Source organism: Pseudalkalibacillus berkeleyi (genome assembly GCF_021608225.1).
GTDB lineage: Bacteria > Bacillota > Bacilli > Bacillales > Fictibacillaceae > Pseudalkalibacillus > Pseudalkalibacillus berkeleyi.
In genome coordinates this window covers 527,528-546,074 of sequence record NZ_JAKIJS010000001.1, presented here as the reverse complement: position 1 = coordinate 546,074, position 18,547 = coordinate 527,528, and the positions used below count along the sequence as shown (strand labels likewise).

The 18,547-nt window shown below is 38.3% G+C and carries 19 protein-coding genes; 7 read left to right on the top strand and 12 right to left on the bottom strand.

Annotated elements, in window-relative coordinates; all coding sequences use genetic code 11:
- Nucleotides 1-261 precede the first annotated feature (261 nt).
- The 6 genes from L2716_RS02925 to L2716_RS02900 all read right to left on the bottom strand — a co-directional run bounded on the left by L2716_RS02925 (nt 262) and on the right by L2716_RS02900 (nt 5,940).
- A complete protein-coding gene (locus L2716_RS02925; protein WP_236331625.1) occupies nt 262-432 on the bottom strand; it encodes a hypothetical protein in 171 nt (56 codons plus the stop codon).
- An 8-nt stretch (nt 433-440) separates the two neighbouring features.
- Nucleotides 441-1,709: a LysM peptidoglycan-binding domain-containing protein gene (locus L2716_RS02920; protein WP_236331622.1), complete on the bottom strand. Its 1,269-nt coding sequence runs from the start codon at nt 1,707-1,709 to the stop codon at nt 441-443.
- 154 nt (nt 1,710-1,863) lie between these two features.
- Nucleotides 1,864-3,117 (bottom strand): MDR family MFS transporter, encoded by a 1,254-nt coding sequence (locus tag L2716_RS02915; protein ID WP_236331620.1) that lies wholly within the window; start codon nt 3,115-3,117, stop codon nt 1,864-1,866.
- Between the two features lie 239 nt (nt 3,118-3,356).
- Nucleotides 3,357-4,178 (bottom strand): aminoglycoside 6-adenylyltransferase, encoded by an 822-nt coding sequence (locus L2716_RS02910; protein ID WP_236331618.1) that lies wholly within the window; start codon nt 4,176-4,178, stop codon nt 3,357-3,359.
- A gap of 3 nt (nt 4,179-4,181) precedes the next feature.
- The gene (locus tag L2716_RS02905; protein WP_236331616.1) at nt 4,182-4,748 is read right to left on the bottom strand and encodes a pyridoxamine 5'-phosphate oxidase family protein; all 567 of its coding nucleotides are present in this window, start codon (nt 4,746-4,748) and stop codon (nt 4,182-4,184) included.
- A 16-nt stretch (nt 4,749-4,764) separates the two neighbouring features.
- Nucleotides 4,765-5,940, bottom strand: a complete 1,176-nt coding sequence (locus tag L2716_RS02900; protein WP_425589739.1) for an MFS transporter — start codon at nt 5,938-5,940, stop codon at nt 4,765-4,767.
- A gap of 248 nt (nt 5,941-6,188) precedes the next feature.
- Here L2716_RS02900 and L2716_RS02895 point away from each other — a divergent pair, with 248 nt between their 5' ends.
- From L2716_RS02895 to L2716_RS02875, 5 genes are all read left to right on the top strand, one after another.
- Nucleotides 6,189-6,878: an aspartate/glutamate racemase family protein gene (locus tag L2716_RS02895; protein ID WP_236331614.1), complete on the top strand. Its 690-nt coding sequence runs from the start codon at nt 6,189-6,191 to the stop codon at nt 6,876-6,878.
- 330 nt (nt 6,879-7,208) lie between these two features.
- Nucleotides 7,209-8,450, top strand: a complete 1,242-nt coding sequence (locus tag L2716_RS02890; protein ID WP_236331612.1) for a helix-turn-helix domain-containing protein — start codon at nt 7,209-7,211, stop codon at nt 8,448-8,450.
- Between the two features lie 94 nt (nt 8,451-8,544).
- Nucleotides 8,545-9,027 (top strand): hypothetical protein, encoded by a 483-nt coding sequence (locus L2716_RS02885; protein ID WP_236331610.1) that lies wholly within the window; start codon nt 8,545-8,547, stop codon nt 9,025-9,027.
- Between the two features lie 37 nt (nt 9,028-9,064).
- Complete coding sequence (locus tag L2716_RS02880) at nt 9,065-9,931, top strand: ABC transporter permease subunit (RefSeq protein WP_236331608.1); 867 nt, start codon at nt 9,065-9,067, stop codon at nt 9,929-9,931.
- Nucleotides 9,928-10,935: an ABC transporter permease subunit gene (locus L2716_RS02875; RefSeq protein ID WP_236331606.1), complete on the top strand. Its 1,008-nt coding sequence runs from the start codon at nt 9,928-9,930 to the stop codon at nt 10,933-10,935. Before L2716_RS02880 ends, L2716_RS02875 begins: the two co-directional genes overlap by 4 nt.
- Before the next feature lie 204 nt (nt 10,936-11,139).
- Here the strand turns inward: L2716_RS02875 and L2716_RS02870 are convergent, their stop codons facing one another.
- The 4 genes from L2716_RS02870 to L2716_RS02855 form a co-directional block, all read right to left on the bottom strand.
- Nucleotides 11,140-12,495: a GntP family permease gene (locus tag L2716_RS02870; RefSeq protein ID WP_236331604.1), complete on the bottom strand. Its 1,356-nt coding sequence runs from the start codon at nt 12,493-12,495 to the stop codon at nt 11,140-11,142.
- A gap of 10 nt (nt 12,496-12,505) precedes the next feature.
- Nucleotides 12,506-13,636: a glycerate kinase gene (locus tag L2716_RS02865; protein WP_236331602.1), complete on the bottom strand. Its 1,131-nt coding sequence runs from the start codon at nt 13,634-13,636 to the stop codon at nt 12,506-12,508.
- 126 nt (nt 13,637-13,762) lie between these two features.
- Nucleotides 13,763-14,842, bottom strand: coding sequence for a CdaR family transcriptional regulator (locus L2716_RS02860; RefSeq protein WP_236331600.1), 1,080 nt, complete (start codon nt 14,840-14,842; stop codon nt 13,763-13,765).
- Between the two features lie 19 nt (nt 14,843-14,861).
- Nucleotides 14,862-15,119 carry a hypothetical protein gene (locus L2716_RS02855; RefSeq protein WP_236331598.1) on the bottom strand — a complete coding sequence of 86 codons (258 nt, stop codon included), beginning with the start codon at nt 15,117-15,119 and terminating at the stop codon, nt 14,862-14,864.
- A 109-nt stretch (nt 15,120-15,228) separates the two neighbouring features.
- On the opposite strand from L2716_RS02855, the gene L2716_RS02850 reads away from it, so the two are divergent.
- The gene (locus L2716_RS02850) at nt 15,229-15,855 is read left to right on the top strand and encodes a metal-dependent hydrolase (protein WP_236331596.1); all 627 of its coding nucleotides are present in this window, start codon (nt 15,229-15,231) and stop codon (nt 15,853-15,855) included.
- A gap of 592 nt (nt 15,856-16,447) precedes the next feature.
- On the opposite strand, the gene L2716_RS02845 is transcribed toward L2716_RS02850, so the two are convergent.
- A complete protein-coding gene (locus L2716_RS02845; RefSeq protein WP_236331594.1) occupies nt 16,448-17,551 on the bottom strand; it encodes an NADH:flavin oxidoreductase in 1,104 nt (367 codons plus the stop codon).
- 163 nt (nt 17,552-17,714) lie between these two features.
- On the opposite strand from L2716_RS02845, the gene L2716_RS02840 reads away from it, so the two are divergent.
- Nucleotides 17,715-18,272 (top strand): MEDS domain-containing protein, encoded by a 558-nt coding sequence (locus L2716_RS02840; protein WP_236331592.1) that lies wholly within the window; start codon nt 17,715-17,717, stop codon nt 18,270-18,272.
- A 61-nt stretch (nt 18,273-18,333) separates the two neighbouring features.
- Here the strand turns inward: L2716_RS02840 and L2716_RS02835 are convergent, their stop codons facing one another.
- Nucleotides 18,334-18,540, bottom strand: a complete 207-nt coding sequence (locus tag L2716_RS02835) for a hypothetical protein (protein WP_236331590.1) — start codon at nt 18,538-18,540, stop codon at nt 18,334-18,336.
- Between the last annotated feature and the right edge of the window lie 7 nt (nt 18,541-18,547).

The following is an 18,547-nucleotide window of genomic DNA, read 5'->3' as shown; positions in this document are numbered from 1 at the left end:
TAAAATTCAAACAATTTTCTGAACGAAATAATGTAAACCTATTAAGTTGACATCCGTACATCTTAGAAGTCCTCAGCGCTTGGGGTTATACGCTGTAAATTCCATTTTGTCCGCGATTATTTGACTACATCTACTCAAGAAAGTACAAAAGATCATGAAATGCTCAAAGTCCTCGGATTCGAGATTGATTATGTGACAGTTCCACAGTCATAAATAACGAATAAAAGAGCTTGTCAAATACCAAGCTCTTTATTCTATAACTCAACCACTTTTTAATTGGTGCCATAACTTCAAATCCACTTGCTTACCAATGATAAGTTCAGTTCCACCACACTTTGGACATTCTGTTGCTTTTGTAAAATCGTCCAAAAATGATAACCTCATAATGAACGCTTTGCGCGCACCCTGAAATCCCGCGAATGCTGTTTTCATGACCTTTCTCACTTCAATACAAGGAGATTTTTCTTTACGTATGACCAGTTTTGCGGGAATCTGAAGCGAAGTCTCCAATAGGTTGCTCCTAGCAGGTTGTAGACTTCCATTTGCTTGTATTTTGCGGTAATGCTTTGAATATCTTCAAACCAAACAGCGTGTTCGGTATTATTTTTTCGGTATTGATAGCCTGGGGCATTTGCATTCCAGTCGTATTGGATGGGAATCCAATTTCCGATTGCTCGGTTTTGCGCATTTTGTACGGAGAGCATTTCAGCTACAGATCCAGGCTGTTGAGGAAGTGTCCAATCATATCCATATAAACTCATGCCCATCATCATTTTTCGTCTGTTAATTTGACCTGACGCGTACATGAGCACTTGCTCAACCCACCACGTCGGTGCAATCGGATCAGGAGGACCAATTGCGTACCCGTAATCAATCGTCATAATAGAGACAATATCAACTATTTCGCCGATCGCTCTATAATCTAGAAATCCCACCAGTCGATTAGTCGGCATATCACTACTTTTCGCATGTGCATTTACTTGTAAAATTCGATTCCCTAAACCTTCCTTTAACTCCTCCAAAAATGCAGTAAAATCATTTCTTCGATCAGCTGGAACAAATTCGAAATCAATACTCACGCCAGCGTATCCTTTTTCGTTTACTTTCTTTACTAGGTTGCGAGCAAGCGTACTTCTCTTTTCAGTGTCTTCAAGCACATCTCTTGCCAACTCTGGGCTAAACGTACCCTTTTCATAATTACTAATGACTAATAAAGGCTTAATGCTCATCGATTTACAAGTTTGTATAATTTCTTCGTCTTTCGCTTCAATTAGTTCTCCACTATACGTAAAGGTATAGGTGAAAATAGCAAGGTAAGACACACTCTCAGCAATATCAGAAAGGATTTCATGATAATTCGAAGTCCCCCATGCATCGATAAAAACCAGTGATTGCATCGGATACTTTTGCCAGGAAGGGATACGAATTCGTTGACCTATCATGAGCGCGTCTGGGTTAAGTTTAGGGTTAGCAGCGATAATCGCCTGTACGGTTGTGTTGAATAGTTGGGAGAGACGCCAAAATGTATCCCCAGATTTTATTTGGTAATACCGCTCAGGTGGTTCCTGATCTGGAATATAGAGATGTAGTCCGGGTACAATCGCATCTGAAACAAGCCCGTTCACAAGTTTTATAGTTGAGACTGGTACACCAAAAGCAATCGAGATTTTCCACAACGTATCTCCAGATGCAACCGTATGAATTGCCAACTACCATCCCCCACTTTCCAAAAATCAACCCTAGTATCAATCTATTTTTCCAAACAACACTTCATGAAGAAAATCTTAAAGAAGACTTTCCCACAACAATAAAAAGCGGCCTAGAAGGTTGAACTCACACTTCCTAGACCGCTCCATTATTACCTTATCCTGCTTGCTTCAGTTCAACCCTTGCTTTCCGTTCGTCTAACTCAGGTGAAATGATGTGATAAATCAGCGTTCCTATTAGCCCGATTACTGTGATGAGAATGGCCATAACGAGTGTTGGTAGCATTGCTCCAAGGGTTACGGTCACGGATGAAATCAACATCGATAAATTAAACTTCAAGCCATTGAATGCCATATAAGAACTACGTGCGTCGTCCGGCGGAATCGAAGCCATGTAAGACTGTTCGACCGGCACTCGTATGACTTCAGCAACCGTGAGAACTGCCATCATCACGAATAAAACGACTAGATTGTTTGAGTACGATAACACACCGTATCCAATTGTAAAAAAGAAACAACTCCACACGAGGATGGATTTATCCTTGAATGAGTGCGTCATCCTTGTAATGAATAACATTAATATTGCAACCATAATCGTATTTTCACTACGAAGGAAACCCATTGTCTTAACACCATCTATTTCCCAGAACAGAAATTGTTGGGTTTCCATTTCCCCACTTAACCGGATTCCGATATAATTCGTCAACTGGAACTCCATTGATAAGATGAGGACGCCGGCAATGGTAAACAACACGAACAATCGGTCATGGAGTACTTTTTTGTAATTGGAAAACAGCTGTAACACATGACCTTTGGCTGTTAAATCCGACTCTACAGCAGCGTAACTTTCGTCGATGAAAAAGCCAACGAGAATAGCTGTTGATGCTGCTGCTATACTCAATCCTAGAAATAATTCAAATAAGTAATCCTTAAACAGAAATGCACCGAGTATACCACCAATTGCAATCGATAGATTACTTGCCCAGTAGGTGATTGAATACATCAACTTTCGCTGTTCAGGTGTACTGACATCAATCATCATGGCTGAGTTGGCAGGTCCTGCTAGCCCCCAACAAATACTGTTCACTGTCATCATTGCAAACGTGAGCCCTGGTGATTCGAACCACGGAGAGTTACTGATCATCATCGTGAAAAAGGCTAAAAACCTCAACGACTCTGCAAATAACATAATTCTTTTACGACCGAACTGATCGGCAAAATAACCACCAATAAAAGTGATTCCAATTCCTACTGCTACATTAATTAAAAGGAGTAGCCCTGCCACTTTCGCACCGAAATGTACGGCTAAGTAAATGGACATGAACGGGAAGATCATACTCCCGATAAAGCGACTAATAAATGACTCTATGATTCGGATTTTGATGTTTTTGTGAAAATCTCGGAATCTCATAGTATCCCTTCTCTCTCTAGTATTAAGTTTATTGTAAGGTGTAATCGACATTTCCGAATCATGTCGGAGTATCAACTTTTCTACAACTTTGGATGTACGTCTCTCTCCCAAGAATGCCATCCGTTACAACTTATTTTATTTAACTTTCAGAAATGCTCCTGCATCTCGTGTTCGGTAAACCGTTACGTACTTAGGAGCAAAATACCTAAGCAACTGACGAATCATTGCAACCACGCACCTTAGAAAATAAGAGCAATCACGTCATCGAACAAGTGCGTTTGAGCTTCATTGTTAAACTGTTTGCTTAGGTCAATATCTAGTTCTCTAGCAACCACTGCCATATCGTTTATGACCTGTAGAAGTTCTTCCTGTTCCTCTTTAAAATGCCAGTTATACAACATATCTCGTTTCGTTTTATCCAATGGGCTTCTTGCCCCTTCTACCTTCGACCAATCACCAAATGAATTTGGTTGGATCCCTTTTTGCATATACCATCCGGATGCAATCAACCACTTTAAACCGAGAAACATGTTTTGGGCATATAACCATTCTTCTCTCATAATCCTCCTGTAAGCTTCATGAAAGTAGGCAAAAAGCTTTCCTCTCCATTGATTGAATTCTTCAACAGTAGGTTGATAGGTAATGGTTTGAGATGCAGCCCGAAGTTCCGTTAACTTTGCTGTAGAATCTTTTACAATTGAAATGTCATTTAACCAAACAGATGGTTTTAGATCATTCAACCGATAGTAGAAGCAATCTACTTTAACAAAGGATCGGTAATGAACAACCGTATAACTTAAATGTTGGGCGGCTTGTTCATAAAACAACACCTCTCCCCAACAACGAGCTCGATTTAATTTCATTTCAACATAGTGAGAATAAGCTTCGTCTGTTACAACAACCCTTAAGTCGATATCAGAATACAAATCTGTATTACCAGACCCGATAGAGCCCCCATAAAAGACACCTATTATGTTTTCATCCTCTAAAAGATCTTTTTCAATTCGCTTCATTAACTTTTCACGACTCTTAGGCAGCTTTAAATCTCTCTCGTGAAACATTCTTTACACGCCACTCTCTCGCCGCTCTCGTCCGATAGGTGTTTCAATTCCGTCTAGGGTTTTGCTATTTTTTTGAGTCTGATAGTCTTCTAGTCTGTCGCCTTTTTTATCGGTCCACTCCATTAGCTTTTCCCGGTCACCATCATAGGTGTATAGTGGCACACCATAGCCACATGAAGTTTGCACTTGATAGATTTCAGCTATAATAATTTGTCGTGCACCAGGTAGCTCGTCAAAAAGACCAATCAGTTGATCCCATTCTGGAGACCCCTTTAACGCAACACGCCCCTTCCCATAAAGCCTAAGTATCAATGGTGCGCCATTAAAAGCACAAAACATGAACGTAATTCGACCATTTTCTACGAGATGTCCACTCGTTTCGTTACCACTTCCTGTTAGATCAAGATAGGCAACCTCTGTTGGACTAAGAATTCGCAAAGCGTCATATCCTTTAGGAGAAAGATTCACATGTCCATCCTCTGCTAAAGGTGCTGAACCTACAAAGAACAAGTGTTGGTTTTTGATAAACTCGATATGCTTCGGCATCATTTCAGTAAATAATTGTCCCACTTCAATCGCTCCCTTTTTACAAAGCTTTTGCCGTTTTTTCTTTAAAGTAAGTAAAACCTCTTGGTAGTAGTGTCATCGTAAGTAGTACTAAAGAGACAACTAGCATGAGGACTGAACCTGTAATCACTGCAGCTTTTACATGAATGATCTCTACCAGCATACTGATCAAGAGGATAAACATCATCGTTAATATCGCATTAAATACACTAACTACACTTACGATTCGTCCCATGATTTCTACAGGCAGGTTGTTTTGGTAAAAGGTGATGAAACCTGTATGTGCGCATGCTAGAGCAAAAGAAAGCACAAATACTCCTATAGAACCGCCTATAAATCCACTAGATAAGGCATAAATCAAATATCCGATTGCTGTCATTGACGTTCCGATCCCAATGAGATGTTGGAGTTTGAGTTTATAAACGAATATAGTGACAAAAGCTGAACCTAGAATAAACCCTACACCCGCAATACTGACGAGAACACCATAGCTTTCCTCAGACAATCCTAGCACCCTACGAGTAAATACAACCTCGGTTGAATCAAGCGCGGCCGTAAACAATAATGCAAACTCGAATAGTGCATAAACCCCCATGACATAAACCGCTTTTTTACTATATGCAAGGACAACGCCCCAATCCTCTTTCAACATTTTGAAAGAAAGATTATCCTTTGAGGTTGTGTTTTCCATATCCATACTTGGTAAAAAGTAAAGAACGAATGCAGAAAGCATAAAAGATAATGCGTTCATGTAAATGGCAAGGGCAGCTGAACCGATAAAGACGAGTGCCCCAGCGATCGCTGGACCGATGACAAACGCACCAGACGTCATCAAGTTGTGTAACGAATTGAATCGTTTTCTTCGTTCAGGTGGAATCAACTTAGTAATATACGTCGTTGCAGTCGGTTCAAAAAATGAACTTGCCATATTGATGAGAAATACAATGACATAAATGATGAATAAGGATGAGAAAAATGGAATCGAAGCGACAAGCATGGCACGTATGACATCAAGTATGATCATGATGCGCCGTTTATTGAAACGATCAATAACACTTCCTGACCAAAAGCTTGTGCACATGGATGCGAGAGGTTTCAACATGTACAAGCCTGCCACAGCCGCCGCAGAACCTGTCATGTTCAATATCATGAGGTTTAATGCGATGAGATAAACCCAATCACCAAGATTAGAAATCCCAATTCCGGCTAAAAGTAACGACGGATCCTTCCATTCTCTTCTCCAATTAGAATCGTTTGCTGTCCCAAAAGAACCAACACCTTTCTTTGTCTGTTTTTAAAGATTTCTATATACATTATCCTAATTACCAAAATTACACAATAGAAAATTTCATATTTTTGAAAAAGAATAATAATTCTGGGAAATACCTTTCTGAAAATGAACTTTTGAACTATAATGAGCAATAACTTTGAGGAGGGATTGAGATGAAAACGATCGGCTTGATTGGTGGCATGAGCTGGGAATCTTCAGCGGAGTATTACCGGATCATAAACGAAGAGATAAAGCGACGATTAGGTGACTTCCACTCCGCAAAATGCTTGTTGTATAGTGTAGATTTTGCAGAAAACCAGCGATATCAAGCGCAAGGAGAATGGGGAAAAGCTGGTGAAGCTCTCGCTGAGGTTGGTCAGTCTCTACAAAAAGGTGGTGCAGACTTCATCGTGATATGCACGAATACGATGCACAAAGTCGTCGATCAAATTGAAGATAACGTAGACATTCCAGTTCTACATATTGCAGACGCAACCACCGCTCAAATCCATAGAGACTCAGTAAAAAAAGTTGGTCTGCTCGGGACAAAATATACGATGGAACAAGATTTCTACAAAACGAGACTGGAGAAGAACGGTCTCGAAGTGGTTGTACCAGATGCCGAAGACCGAAACATCATCCATTCCGTCATCTATGCTGAATTATGCCAAGGAACCATTAATGCTTCATCAAAGGAAAATTTCAAACAAATTATCCATAAACTGATCGACAATGGCGCTCAAGGTATCATACTCGGCTGTACGGAAATCGGATTACTCATCAAACCAGAAGACGTCGAAGTCCCCACCTATGACACCGCTCGGATTCATGCCGTTGAGGCCGTGAATAATTCATTAGAATAATAGAAAGCTCACACTTCGGTCTATACTGTTGTGTGAGTTTTCATTATTTTTTTCATTCTTTAACTCACCATTCTTTTTCAGAAATCATAGCAATTGCTCCTCTAACTTAGGTCTGTCTAGAACATTTTGAATGTTTCCAGCAGACATAAACTGGCACCTCTGCGGTCCCCCACTTGACTGAATCCCTTTAATTCACAAAATCACCTTCCATAATTAAACATTTATGTATGTTATAATTTGCTTGTATTGAGAAAGTTGTCGTAAAAAATTGACAATAATTCAATGAATTTATCTTTTTTTTCTCAATACCCAAAACGGAGGATTTGATTTATGATTGGTGAAAAGATTTTATATTACAGACGTATACGTAATTTTACCCAGGATGAATTAGCAGATGGTATTTGTTCAATTTCCTACCTTAGTAAAGTGGAAAATAACAAGTTGGAACCCAGCAAAGAAATTTTAAATTTACTAATGGAGAGATTAGAAGTAGTACTAATGATTGAAGATGAGGTTTCAATTGATAAACTCAGAAGAGAATTATTCGAATGGTACAACACATTAAGATCAGGCGATATTGAAGACTCTAAAATTCAAAAAAAATATTTAAAACAGAAAATACAAACTTTTGATAGTATTGATTTAAAATTATACTATTCAATTTTCAACCTCAAGTATTGGCTTGTTCAACAAAACACAAAGAAAGCGGAAGAAATTCTCGATGAGTTAGATTCAGTTCGAAACCTCTTTTCTAATACTATGAATTATTATTATTTATATGGTTTAGGAATCTACTATTATTTAACACATAAATACCGTTTGTCTTTAAAGTATTTTAACCAAGCATTGGATTATCAAGAATCAAACATTGAAAAGGATTTTCTTAATTATCACCTTGCCTTAGTACATAGCCAATTATTTCATGTGACTTTTGCCAAGACCTACGCAGAGGAGGCATTAACATTATTCAGTAAAGCTGGGAATGTTGAGAGAAGTATTGACTGCCAGATTATTATTGGAATAAATAACAATCGCTTATCAAATTTTGATGAAGCTGAACATCAGTTTAGAAATGCACTCTTATTAGCGGATAGATTAAATCTTGAAATGAAAAAAGCTTATATATTTCACAATATCGGTTACATAAATAGTGTACAAAAAAGGCATGATGCTGCAATTGTAAACTATAAGAGGAGTTTATCAATTAAACAAAAATATGAGATAAAGAATTACTTGAACACAATTTATCATATTGCTAATGAGTATAAACAGTTGAATAAACATGTTATTGCTATTGAGTGGATAAAAAGGGGACTAGAGTTCGGTATAGAATTTGATCTCAAAGACTTTATTAAACTAAAAATACTCCAATACCAAATAACTGAAAACCCGATATTGGTTGATTATCTCGAAAAGGAAGCTATACCTTACTTTTATGAGAATCATGATTGGGTAAATTTATGTGAGTGTTCAGAGATACTTGCTAATTATTATAAAGAAAAAAAACAATATAAGAAATCTAGTTATTACTTTTCTGAAGCTAATGAGCTAAGAAAAAATAATATAATCTAATATTTAGGAGGAACATGAGTTTTAGAACCGCAACCTATCGTAATCTTTTAATTAATTATTAAATATGATAGTCATCAAAAACTAGGGGGTTATTATGAAAAAGTTTAAGTTAATGGTCATGGTTCTTTGTTTACTCGCAGCTTGTTCCAATACACCAACAAACGAAGAGGAGAGTAATGATTATACACCAGAAAAGGCTGAAAAGAATGGAAATGTAGTCGTTATACATAAAGGTGAAAGCTTTGATGAAATTGTACAAGGAAATTTAGAAGTTAAAGGAATTGAAAAGGTGAAAGAACTTCTTAAGAGTGTAGAGGCAAAAGAAGAAGATTCAGTAACGATTTCCATTTTCGAGAAGAACGGAAACCATTATGAAAATAAAATCAGCTATGAGAAGGAAAAGGTCAAGTTTGAAAATAATTATGGTGGCTATAAACAGTCACCCAAAGGGACGTATAGCTGCGGATATATCTCCCAGAGAGGACCCATGGTATATCTGGAAACATGTACAAGTGAAGACGGGGAAGAAGTCAGTACTATTCTTGCTTTTATAGCAACTTCGGAAGCGTTCAACTAATAAAATTTTTCTGCTTTTTCGTAATGGAGGGATTGCTATGAAACTACATCTTGAAAAATATTTATTCAATTTGATGCTCTTATTAATAGGTGTCTGGTTGGTAGGGTCCCTCCCTGCTTTATTCAAAGGGATTTCTCTAGACATAGCTGCCTATTTGAAAAGTTTGCTAGGAATATTAATGAACTTATTTACTCGTGATTCATTTACCTATTATTTAAACGGGATTGATCGTCCAGTATTCCCAAGAATCATTAGCCCGTGGATTTACTCAATCACTGTGCTATTCATTTCTTTTATCCTTTCATTTTTTACAGCTATCGGAATTGGTTTTATAACAATGCTTCTTTCTTCTAAAATTGTAAGAATTATCAAACGAACACTTAACTTATTGGAATCAATTCCAGACCTATTATTTATCGCAGTTTTTCAATTAATGGTAATAACTATTTATAAACAGACTGGTATTTTATTTTTTGATATTGCTTCTTACAAAGAGGACACCCCATATGTACTGCCTATCCTTGCATTATCTATATTACCTACAATATTTATTTATAAATTCACTATTAATGAATTCGAATCTGAATATCAGTTTCCCTATGTAGAACTAGCAAGGGGGAAAGGATTATCTGAGATTTATATTCTTTTTAAACATATAAGCAGAAACACGCTTATCAGTATTTTTTTTAATACAAAATTTATACTTTGGTTCATGCTCTCAAATTTATTAATTGTAGAGTTTACATTCGGAACAAACGGATTAATACAATTCCTAATGAATCATAAATCTACTGATATTTTTACCATTGGAATTTTCTTATTCTTTTTACCAATATGGATGTTTTTTTCAATTGGAAAGATAGTTCTTCATAAACTGGATCCAAATTTGGAGGAAATTGAATGATAGTACGTTTAATTAAAAATCCAAAATTCTTAATGGGGTTTCTTTTTATACTCCTCCTTATTGTAGCTAGTTTTTCTTTTAGTATATTAGGAGATGGAAGTATTCCTCAAACATCTGTAATTTATGATGATAATGGAAATGCAATTCGTTCAGCTCCCCACTCCCCATTAAATGTTCCACCATTCGGGACTGACATGGTAGGGAAAGAAATATTTCATTCTTTAATAAAAGGTGCAAAATATACAATTGGTATTGCAATCCTAGTTGCTGCCTTCAGATTGTTTTTGAGTGTTTTTTTAAGCTTTATTCTTGAAAGTTACTTACCGGTATTGAATAGGTATATAAATAGGGTAACCGAAGCCTTCCATTATGTCCCTATTTCACTGCTTACATTCTTCATTCTAAGTCCTGTGTTAATAGAAGGAGCATTAGGAGGATTTGAGTATTCCTTTTGGGATCGGGTTTATTTTGAAGTTATCATATTGACATTGGTTGCCATACCGACACTAGTTACATTATTAAGTAATGAGATGAAAATAATATTTCAAAATGATTTTATTGATGCTTCTAAAATTATGGGAGCTAATCGATGGGAGCTTTACTTAAAACATGTTCTGCCCTTTTTAAAACCTAAGTTTTGGATTCATTTTACCCAGCAAATCATTCAGGTTTTAATCCTTTTAGTTCACTTAGGATTATTAAATATACTATTCGGTGGTGCACGCACATCTGAATTCACACAAGGAGTACACGTATACATCTCAATCACTAGTGAATGGTCAGGTATGATTGGGAGTACTTATAAATATCTATGGGTAGCTCCTTGGATTCCATTGGCACCATTATTGATGTTTTCAATCACTATTTTATCTTTAAACTTAATTTTGGAAGGTTTCAAACAGAGTTTAGAACATCCTCTAGTAATCCAAAATAAGAATTCAAAAGCTAAAACAAAACGGACACCAGCAAAAGAAGATTTCGCGCCCATTAAGGTGCGAGCCTAAATAGTCTAATATAACAAGAAACGAATAAGCGTCCGCTTTCTCAATTTGCTTTTCTAACAAAACTCCACGTACATAATCTCCGAGGATGTTCTTCAGTTTACAATTTAGAGGAAGTGACTACAGCAACTTGAACATTTAACTTAACATCATGCTTTCACTTTCAAAATAAAGGTTTCGGACACTATGCCGAAACCTTCTTCACCTTTATACAAATATAAGCCATAAGAGTAGTGTAACTGAGATCGCAACGATACCTTGAACGAGAGTCGCTGCTGTTTGTCCTTTATATGCATCTGTAACGGTCATTCCGCTGAACTCCTTCACAACCCAGAAGTAGCTGTCGTTTACATGCGATACAACCATTGCGCCAGCTCCGACTGCCATGACGACTAGTGCAAGTGGTAATGCACCTTCAATGCCGACTTGACCTAGTAAAGGTGCAATCAATGACGACGTAATGACAATGGCTGCCGTCGAAGAACCTTGCGCAGTTTTTAAAGCGGCTGCGATAAAGAACGGAATGAGTAGGAAAAATGCGCCCCCTATTAAACTACTATCTCCGAATCCTTGGATAAATTCTGCTACAGGTGTCGCCTTGATAACAGAACCGAACGCACCACCTGCACCCGTGATCAACAAAATCGGTGCAGCGTCTTTAATTCCGTGGCCAATCCATTGTGTCAGCGTTTCTTCATCCAACTTCGGAAGCAATGTAAACGCAAACATAATACCAATCAATAAAGCGACAACAGGAGAACCTAAGAATAGTAGAACTTCGAAGAACTTACCTTCCCAACCTGCAAATGTTACGACAGAGCCTAGTCCGATCAAAATAATTGGCACCATGATCGGTGCAAATGATTTAAATGTTGAAGGCATTTCACCGAATTGCTTCGTCATTTCCTCATGGTCATATACCAGCTCATCTTCTCCGACGACCTTGATCTTCGTACCCACTTTCATTGCCCAAATGTAGCCTGCGATGATTGTAGGAATAGCAACAACGATACCGACAAGAATAATAACTCCGAGATAATTCTCCGCACCAATGTTACCTGCTGCTGCAATCGGTCCTGGTGTTGGCGGTACTAATGTATGTGTTGCAAATAGTCCAGTTGAGAGCGCTACCGCCATCGATGCAACCCCAACTTTGGCCCGTTTCGCGATCGACTTTTTCAACGATGATAAAATGACATAACCTGAGTCACAGAAAACTGGCACACTAACAATCGCTCCGATTAAACTCATTGCTAGCTGTGGTCGCTTTTCACCGACTAATCGTAAAACTCGCTCCGCCATACGGAGAGCAGCACCTGATCGCTCTAAAATAACGCCGATAATCGTTCCAAACACGATCACGAGTCCGATACCGCCCATTAATCCACCGAATCCTGAATTGACCGCTTCCACCACATCCGTTAATGGCAGTCCTGCTAAGATGCCCATCGCAAATGCTGCAATTAATAATGAAAGAAACGGATGGATTTTTAATTTAGCTGTCGCAAATATGACAAACAGTACCCCTAATGCAATGATAAGAATGAGTCCAAAACCTTCCATGATGATCCCCCTAACCTTTAATTGTCTTCATAAAATGAAGAACATTTTTCGTCTGTTCAAATAACAGTTGTTCTGCTGAATCAATACAATTTTCTAGTGACATTGGGCCATTTGCAATTGAAAAACATCCCGCAAAGTGGTCATGTAAAGCCTCCAAATCACCACTCAAACTTCCTGATATAAGCACCGTTTTCACTTGATGCTTTTGAGCAAGCTCCGCGACAAAACCTGGTGCCTTGCCGTACAATGTTTGCTCATCACTTTGTCCCTCACCTGTCAGTACGAGATCCGCGGTTGCGATAGTTTTTTCCAAGTCAATTGCCTCAGCAATCAAATTGGCTCCAGACACAAGCTCTGCACCAACGACCATCAATGCAAACCCAAGTCCACCTGCAGCACCAGCTCCTGCTTTATTTTTCAACTGATGCCCAGTCTCTTTTTCAATCAAGCCACTATACATATCCAGCGCTTGATCAAACTGTATGATTTGATCGAACGTAGCTCCCTTTTGTGGTCCGAACACGTGACTCGCACCTTTTTCACCACACAAAGGATTCTCAACATCACTTGCTACGAGCAATTGAATGGAACTCAGACGTTGATCTACATTCGAAAAATCAACCTGAGAGACTTCAGAAAGGTTTTTACCGAATCGATCAACTTCCGCCCCCGCTTGGTTGATGAATGTTGCCCCCAGTGCTTGAAGCATCCCTAATCCACCATCATTCGTTGCACTACCACCGAGTCCTATCAAAATTGATTGGTAGCCTTCATCGAGTACATGTTTAATAAGTTCACCTAATCCATATGAAGTCGTGTAATCCGGATTGCGGAGGTCCTCTGGTACTTGTGGAAGTCCTGCTACTTGAGCCATTTCAATCACGGCAGTCTTCCCGTCCCCTAGCACACCATAATTCGCTTTAATTGGTTCGCCAAGTGGACCTGTACACCTATGATGTAAGCGCTTTCCTTTTGTCGAAAAAACAAGCGTATCAAGGGTCCCTTCTCCCCCATCTGCCATCGGCTTCAATTCGTGCTTTTCATCTGGAAAAATAAACTGACAAGCACGCGCCATCACTTTCGCCGCTTGCTCAGAAGCCATGCTCCCTTTAAAAGAATCGGGAGAAATTACGATATTCATAGCAAACTCCTTTTGATTAATTTTTAGTAGTGACTAGTATTCGCTATCATTTGGTCTATATTAAACGTACAAAAAAACCAATTGGTATACAATTGGTCGAATAGATGAACATTTTAAATTTTCTGTTTACTTTTTTGTGCATTTGCACAAGTCATGTTTGAAACAAAGGATGTAAAGTAGCATCGAATCTTTAAATGACCTCGGATTCAGACCGACCTTTTCTTGGATTTGATCTAATCGATACATGAGCGTATTTCTATGGATATGTAATCGTTCCGAAGTGTCCTTAAGCTGGAGGTCTGAAAGAAAATACATTTGCAACGTCTCAGTGTAACTCGATTCCATTTCTTCTAATCGAGGTCCATAGTGTGAAAACACCTCTTCAAAGGTTTGCTCTGGAATTTGATCGATTAGTTGCTCTAATTCCCACTCATTAATGTGACTACACCCTACCCCATTTGCAAACTTAATCGCTTGCTTTGCTTGAAGGTAGGATTCCCTTATTCCGGCAACACCATATCCTGGCTTCCCAACACCAATTACGACACTAGGAAAAAGTTCTGTTAAAGTTTTTGTGTTTTTTTCTAGTTGATCCGTCTCTCTTAAGCCTACAACGTGTTCATCATTACTTAATCTAAACAAAAAGATAAGCTGATTTTTATACCGTTGATGTAATTGTTCTGAAATAGAAGCTTTCGAATGGAAAACGGCTACAGTAACCGGTTCAACGAGATCAATATTCAAAATATGATTGGCTTCTTGGGTCAGTTTGTCCGAATCGATCCCATAAGGATGAAACAGCTGGAGTAGCCAATTATTGAGCGCATTTTCTTTGAATGCCGATTGTCTTTGAAGATGAATCTGTTCAAGCGCAATCTCAACTGCAGCCTTTGTAATGTTCGCCGCTTGGAAGACCTCATCCGGATTCCCAGTAATGCCAACAACCCCAACCAACTTTCCAAAATAGTACATCGGAAGATTGACACCTGGCTTTGTTCCTGGAAAGTCTTCTACATGATCTGGATACAGAATCAACTCGCGCTTACTTTCAATCACTTTGAGTGCACCGCTATGTATTTGTGTCACTCGTCCGGCATCAGAACTCGCAACAATTTTTCCATCCGTATCCATTAAATTAATAGGGACGTCCAAGTGAGGTCTTAGTTTTTGAATAACTTCTGCACCAAGTTCATAGGTTAATTCCATTTGCTTCACCTCTCTTCGACTATTTCAAATAAATATAAACAGCGAGTGCGATGATTGAAAATAAAAAGGTAAACACATAAATGAGCGTCAACACCTTGACGTTCAACTTTAAAGACTGCGTCTCATATTCATTCGAACGTTTCAATTGAGCCTCAGTCCGATTTGCTTCCTTCTTATATTCTTCAGTTGTTTTATCTACCTTTTTCCCTATAAGCAACGTACCTACCAGTGAAATAATACCTACTACAACAACGATGATCGTTAAGTACAAATACATAATTGCACCTCCAAGTATTTCACTATTTCCTTCTATTATATACAATATCAAATACAACCCTTTGTTTGGTACATTTATTTCCAATAAGATTGAGAGTTAGGTGAACAACATGAAAGGAACATCACATTTGCTAGTTGGAGGGGTTGCCGGATTAGTTACATCAAATGTCCTACAGACCGACCCGTTAACGACGGGCATATTAATTATAAGTGGAGGCATCGCTGGATTAGTTCCTGATATTGATGTCGACGGAACTTTAAGCAATAAAATTACGAATTCACATAAGTTTCTACAGACATTAGCTTATATCATAGGTGTAATCATCATGGCTTATAGCTTTATGACAGGATCAGATTCTGAAAAATGGAATGGGATCGGTGCAGGTGTCGGGATCATTTTGATAGCATCCTTCATAACGAGGCGTCACATGCTACTCGTTTCAGGATTGGGTGTAGTTGCAGCGGGGTTATTCCTTGATGAAAACTGGCTATTCTTATCTGGCATCTACATAACGGTAGCTTCCATTGTGCCACACAGAAGTTATACCCACTCTATTTTGGGTGTCATCTTTTTCGGAGTGATTGCAAGTCAACTTGAAACTTCAGTTGGCGTTAACGGGCTTTATTGGGCGTGCCTTGCCGGTTACGTCAGTCACCTGGTCGGGGATATGAAATTCCTCCCCGTCAACAAACGCGGCATTAAGCTATTTTTACCGTTTTCAACAAAGGATTTTTGAATGAGAAGGTGCCTGAAAATGTATAGATGATAATTGTTTATTGTGCATATAATTTGATTATCGTGCATATATCTTAATTATCGTGCATATAATTTGATTATCGTGCATATATCTCAATTATCGTGCATATAATTTGATTATCGTGCATATATCTTAGTTGTGGTTCATAAAGACTAATGTGATACAAATATTTAAAGTGAAAAGGGGCTAGCCATTTGGAATACTATTATTCCTGTTGGTTAGCCCATTCTCTATTAAATGTAGTTTGACAGAATAATTCTTCTAAAGAAGCAATTACTCATAGCAAGAAACAGACCAATTAATGGATAAAAATTCCTGCTTAATACTTGGGGTCATTTCGTTGCCCTTACATGCTTTCTTAGCATTATCAATAGAGTTATAGTTTGAGGTCACAGCTACCATAAAGAATAATATTATGATCGCAGAAATTAATAATATCTTTCTTTTCATTTTTAAAAAATCCTCTCTTCTATTACACACCTTCCAATTATTTCAAAACCATCATTATTACGCAACAAAAATTAAGCAGGTGCCCATGTAACGTTGCGGACACCTGCTTTTCATAAATATTCTAGTACAGCTTTTGTAGTGCTTCTTTATTAAATGGTAGTAAATCATTGATTCTACCTGCTTGGACTTTCCTTACCCATGCAGGGTCCAATAATAAAGATCGTCCAATTGCTACGAGATCAAACTCCTCACGATCTAGCTTATCAATTAATCCATCCAGGCTTGCCGTGTTCGCACCTGAAAAGTTTGTGAACTCTCCGTCTAGCCCAACAGATCCGACAGAGATGACCGGCTTACCTGTAAGCTTTTTCGTCCAACCTGCCAAGTTCAAATCAGACCCTTCAAATTCTGGCTCCCAAAATCGTCGAGTAGAACAGTGGAAAATGTCCACACCAGCGTTTACTAAAGGCTGTAAGAAACGATCTAATTCTTCTGGTGTTTTCGCAACTTTCGCTTCAAAGTCATTCATCTTCCATTGAGAGAATCTGAAGATTATAGGAAAATCAGGTCCAACTTCACGTCTACATGCTTCAATGATTTCCACTGCGAATTGCGTTCGACCAACAATATCTCCACCATAGCGATCCGTACGTTGGTTTGTTTTTTCCCAGAAAAACTGATCAATTAAATAGCCATGTGCACCGTGAAGCTCAATGCCATCGAATCCGATACGTTTCGCATCTGCAGCTGCTTGCGCATAAGCTTCTACTAATGCGACTACCTCTTCTTCAGTCAGAGGCTCTGTCACTTTTTCGCCTGATAAACGTAGACCAGATGGTCCAACAGGTAGCGCTTCTTCATTTGGAAGGTCTCCTTCTTTACGGGTCATCCCAACATGCCAAAGCTGCGGTACAATTTTCCCGCCAACTTCATGGACTTCCTTTACCACGTTCGCCCAACCGTTCAATGCTTGTTCCCCATGAAAAACAGGGATACTTGCACCTGATACAGAAGCTGGATGATTGATTCCGGTACCTTCCGTCACAATTAGGCCTACACCATTTTCCGCTCGGCGTCGGTAATAGGCAGCTACATCTTCTCCAGGTATACCTTCAGGTGAAAACCCACGTGTCATTGGCGCCATCACCGTACGATTTGACAGTGTTATTTTTTCATGATCAAATGTTTGAAATAGTGGTTCTGTAGATTTATTTGTATGACTCAACTAAATACCTCCTCATTCATTGTTGCACTGGTATTATTACAGAATAAATTCAGAAAGAAAAGAAATCTGTTTCACGTTTCTCTCTTAGGAAAAATATCACTTTAGCTTTATTTAGTTAAATCTAGTAAAATGAAGGTAAATGAGGGTAGAAGAGGTGATCTTTTTGAAAAACAAGATGAGTCAATTGTTTGTAGATCAAAGAAATACTCATGTGCTGTATGCTTATCATGACATGGAGCATTACATTGATCAGATCGTGAGTTTTACCCAAGAGGGTGTGCTTGCGGGGGATTACGTCATTCTTATCGAAAATGAACGTGTGTATAATCAAATTCATAAAGAACTGATTACACGACTATCTAAGGATCAAATGGAATACGTTCACTTTGTAAACAACTTCGATTTCTATTTTTCAAGCGGTAGTTATCATCCTCCAGCGATCCAGGACTATTTCAACAAAATTGTTCAGCCTTATGTAGAAGATAAGATTGCATTTCGATCATGGGCACATGTGGAATGGGCAACTATAGAAGAACCGCTTCATATTATTGAAGACTTTGAAAAGATCGTAGATGATGCTGTAAATCAATATTCATTTCCATTAATTTGTGCGTATGAAGCAGAGCAAATGCCAGAATACCTCAAAAAGATTTTACTAGAAACTCATCCATATATTCTAGTTGAAAACGAATGCATCGTCTCTGAACAATACCAGACATAATCTGTAGACAAAACGTTTAGGATCATACCCTAAACGTTTTTATCTTTCTTGTTTTTTAATTTTACGTATAGAAACCTATGGCGGTTAAGGCCGATACACCAATTAAAGTAACAGCAATCCCTGTTAAAGTCGTTACGACTAACATCTTGACTTCTTTAGACTCGACCCATACAGTAATGCCAATAATAATCGTAAATAATATACCGAAAAATATTGAAGCCATTGGGTTTGTAGGTGTAATCCAGTCATACCAATTTATGAAATCCAAAAAACGA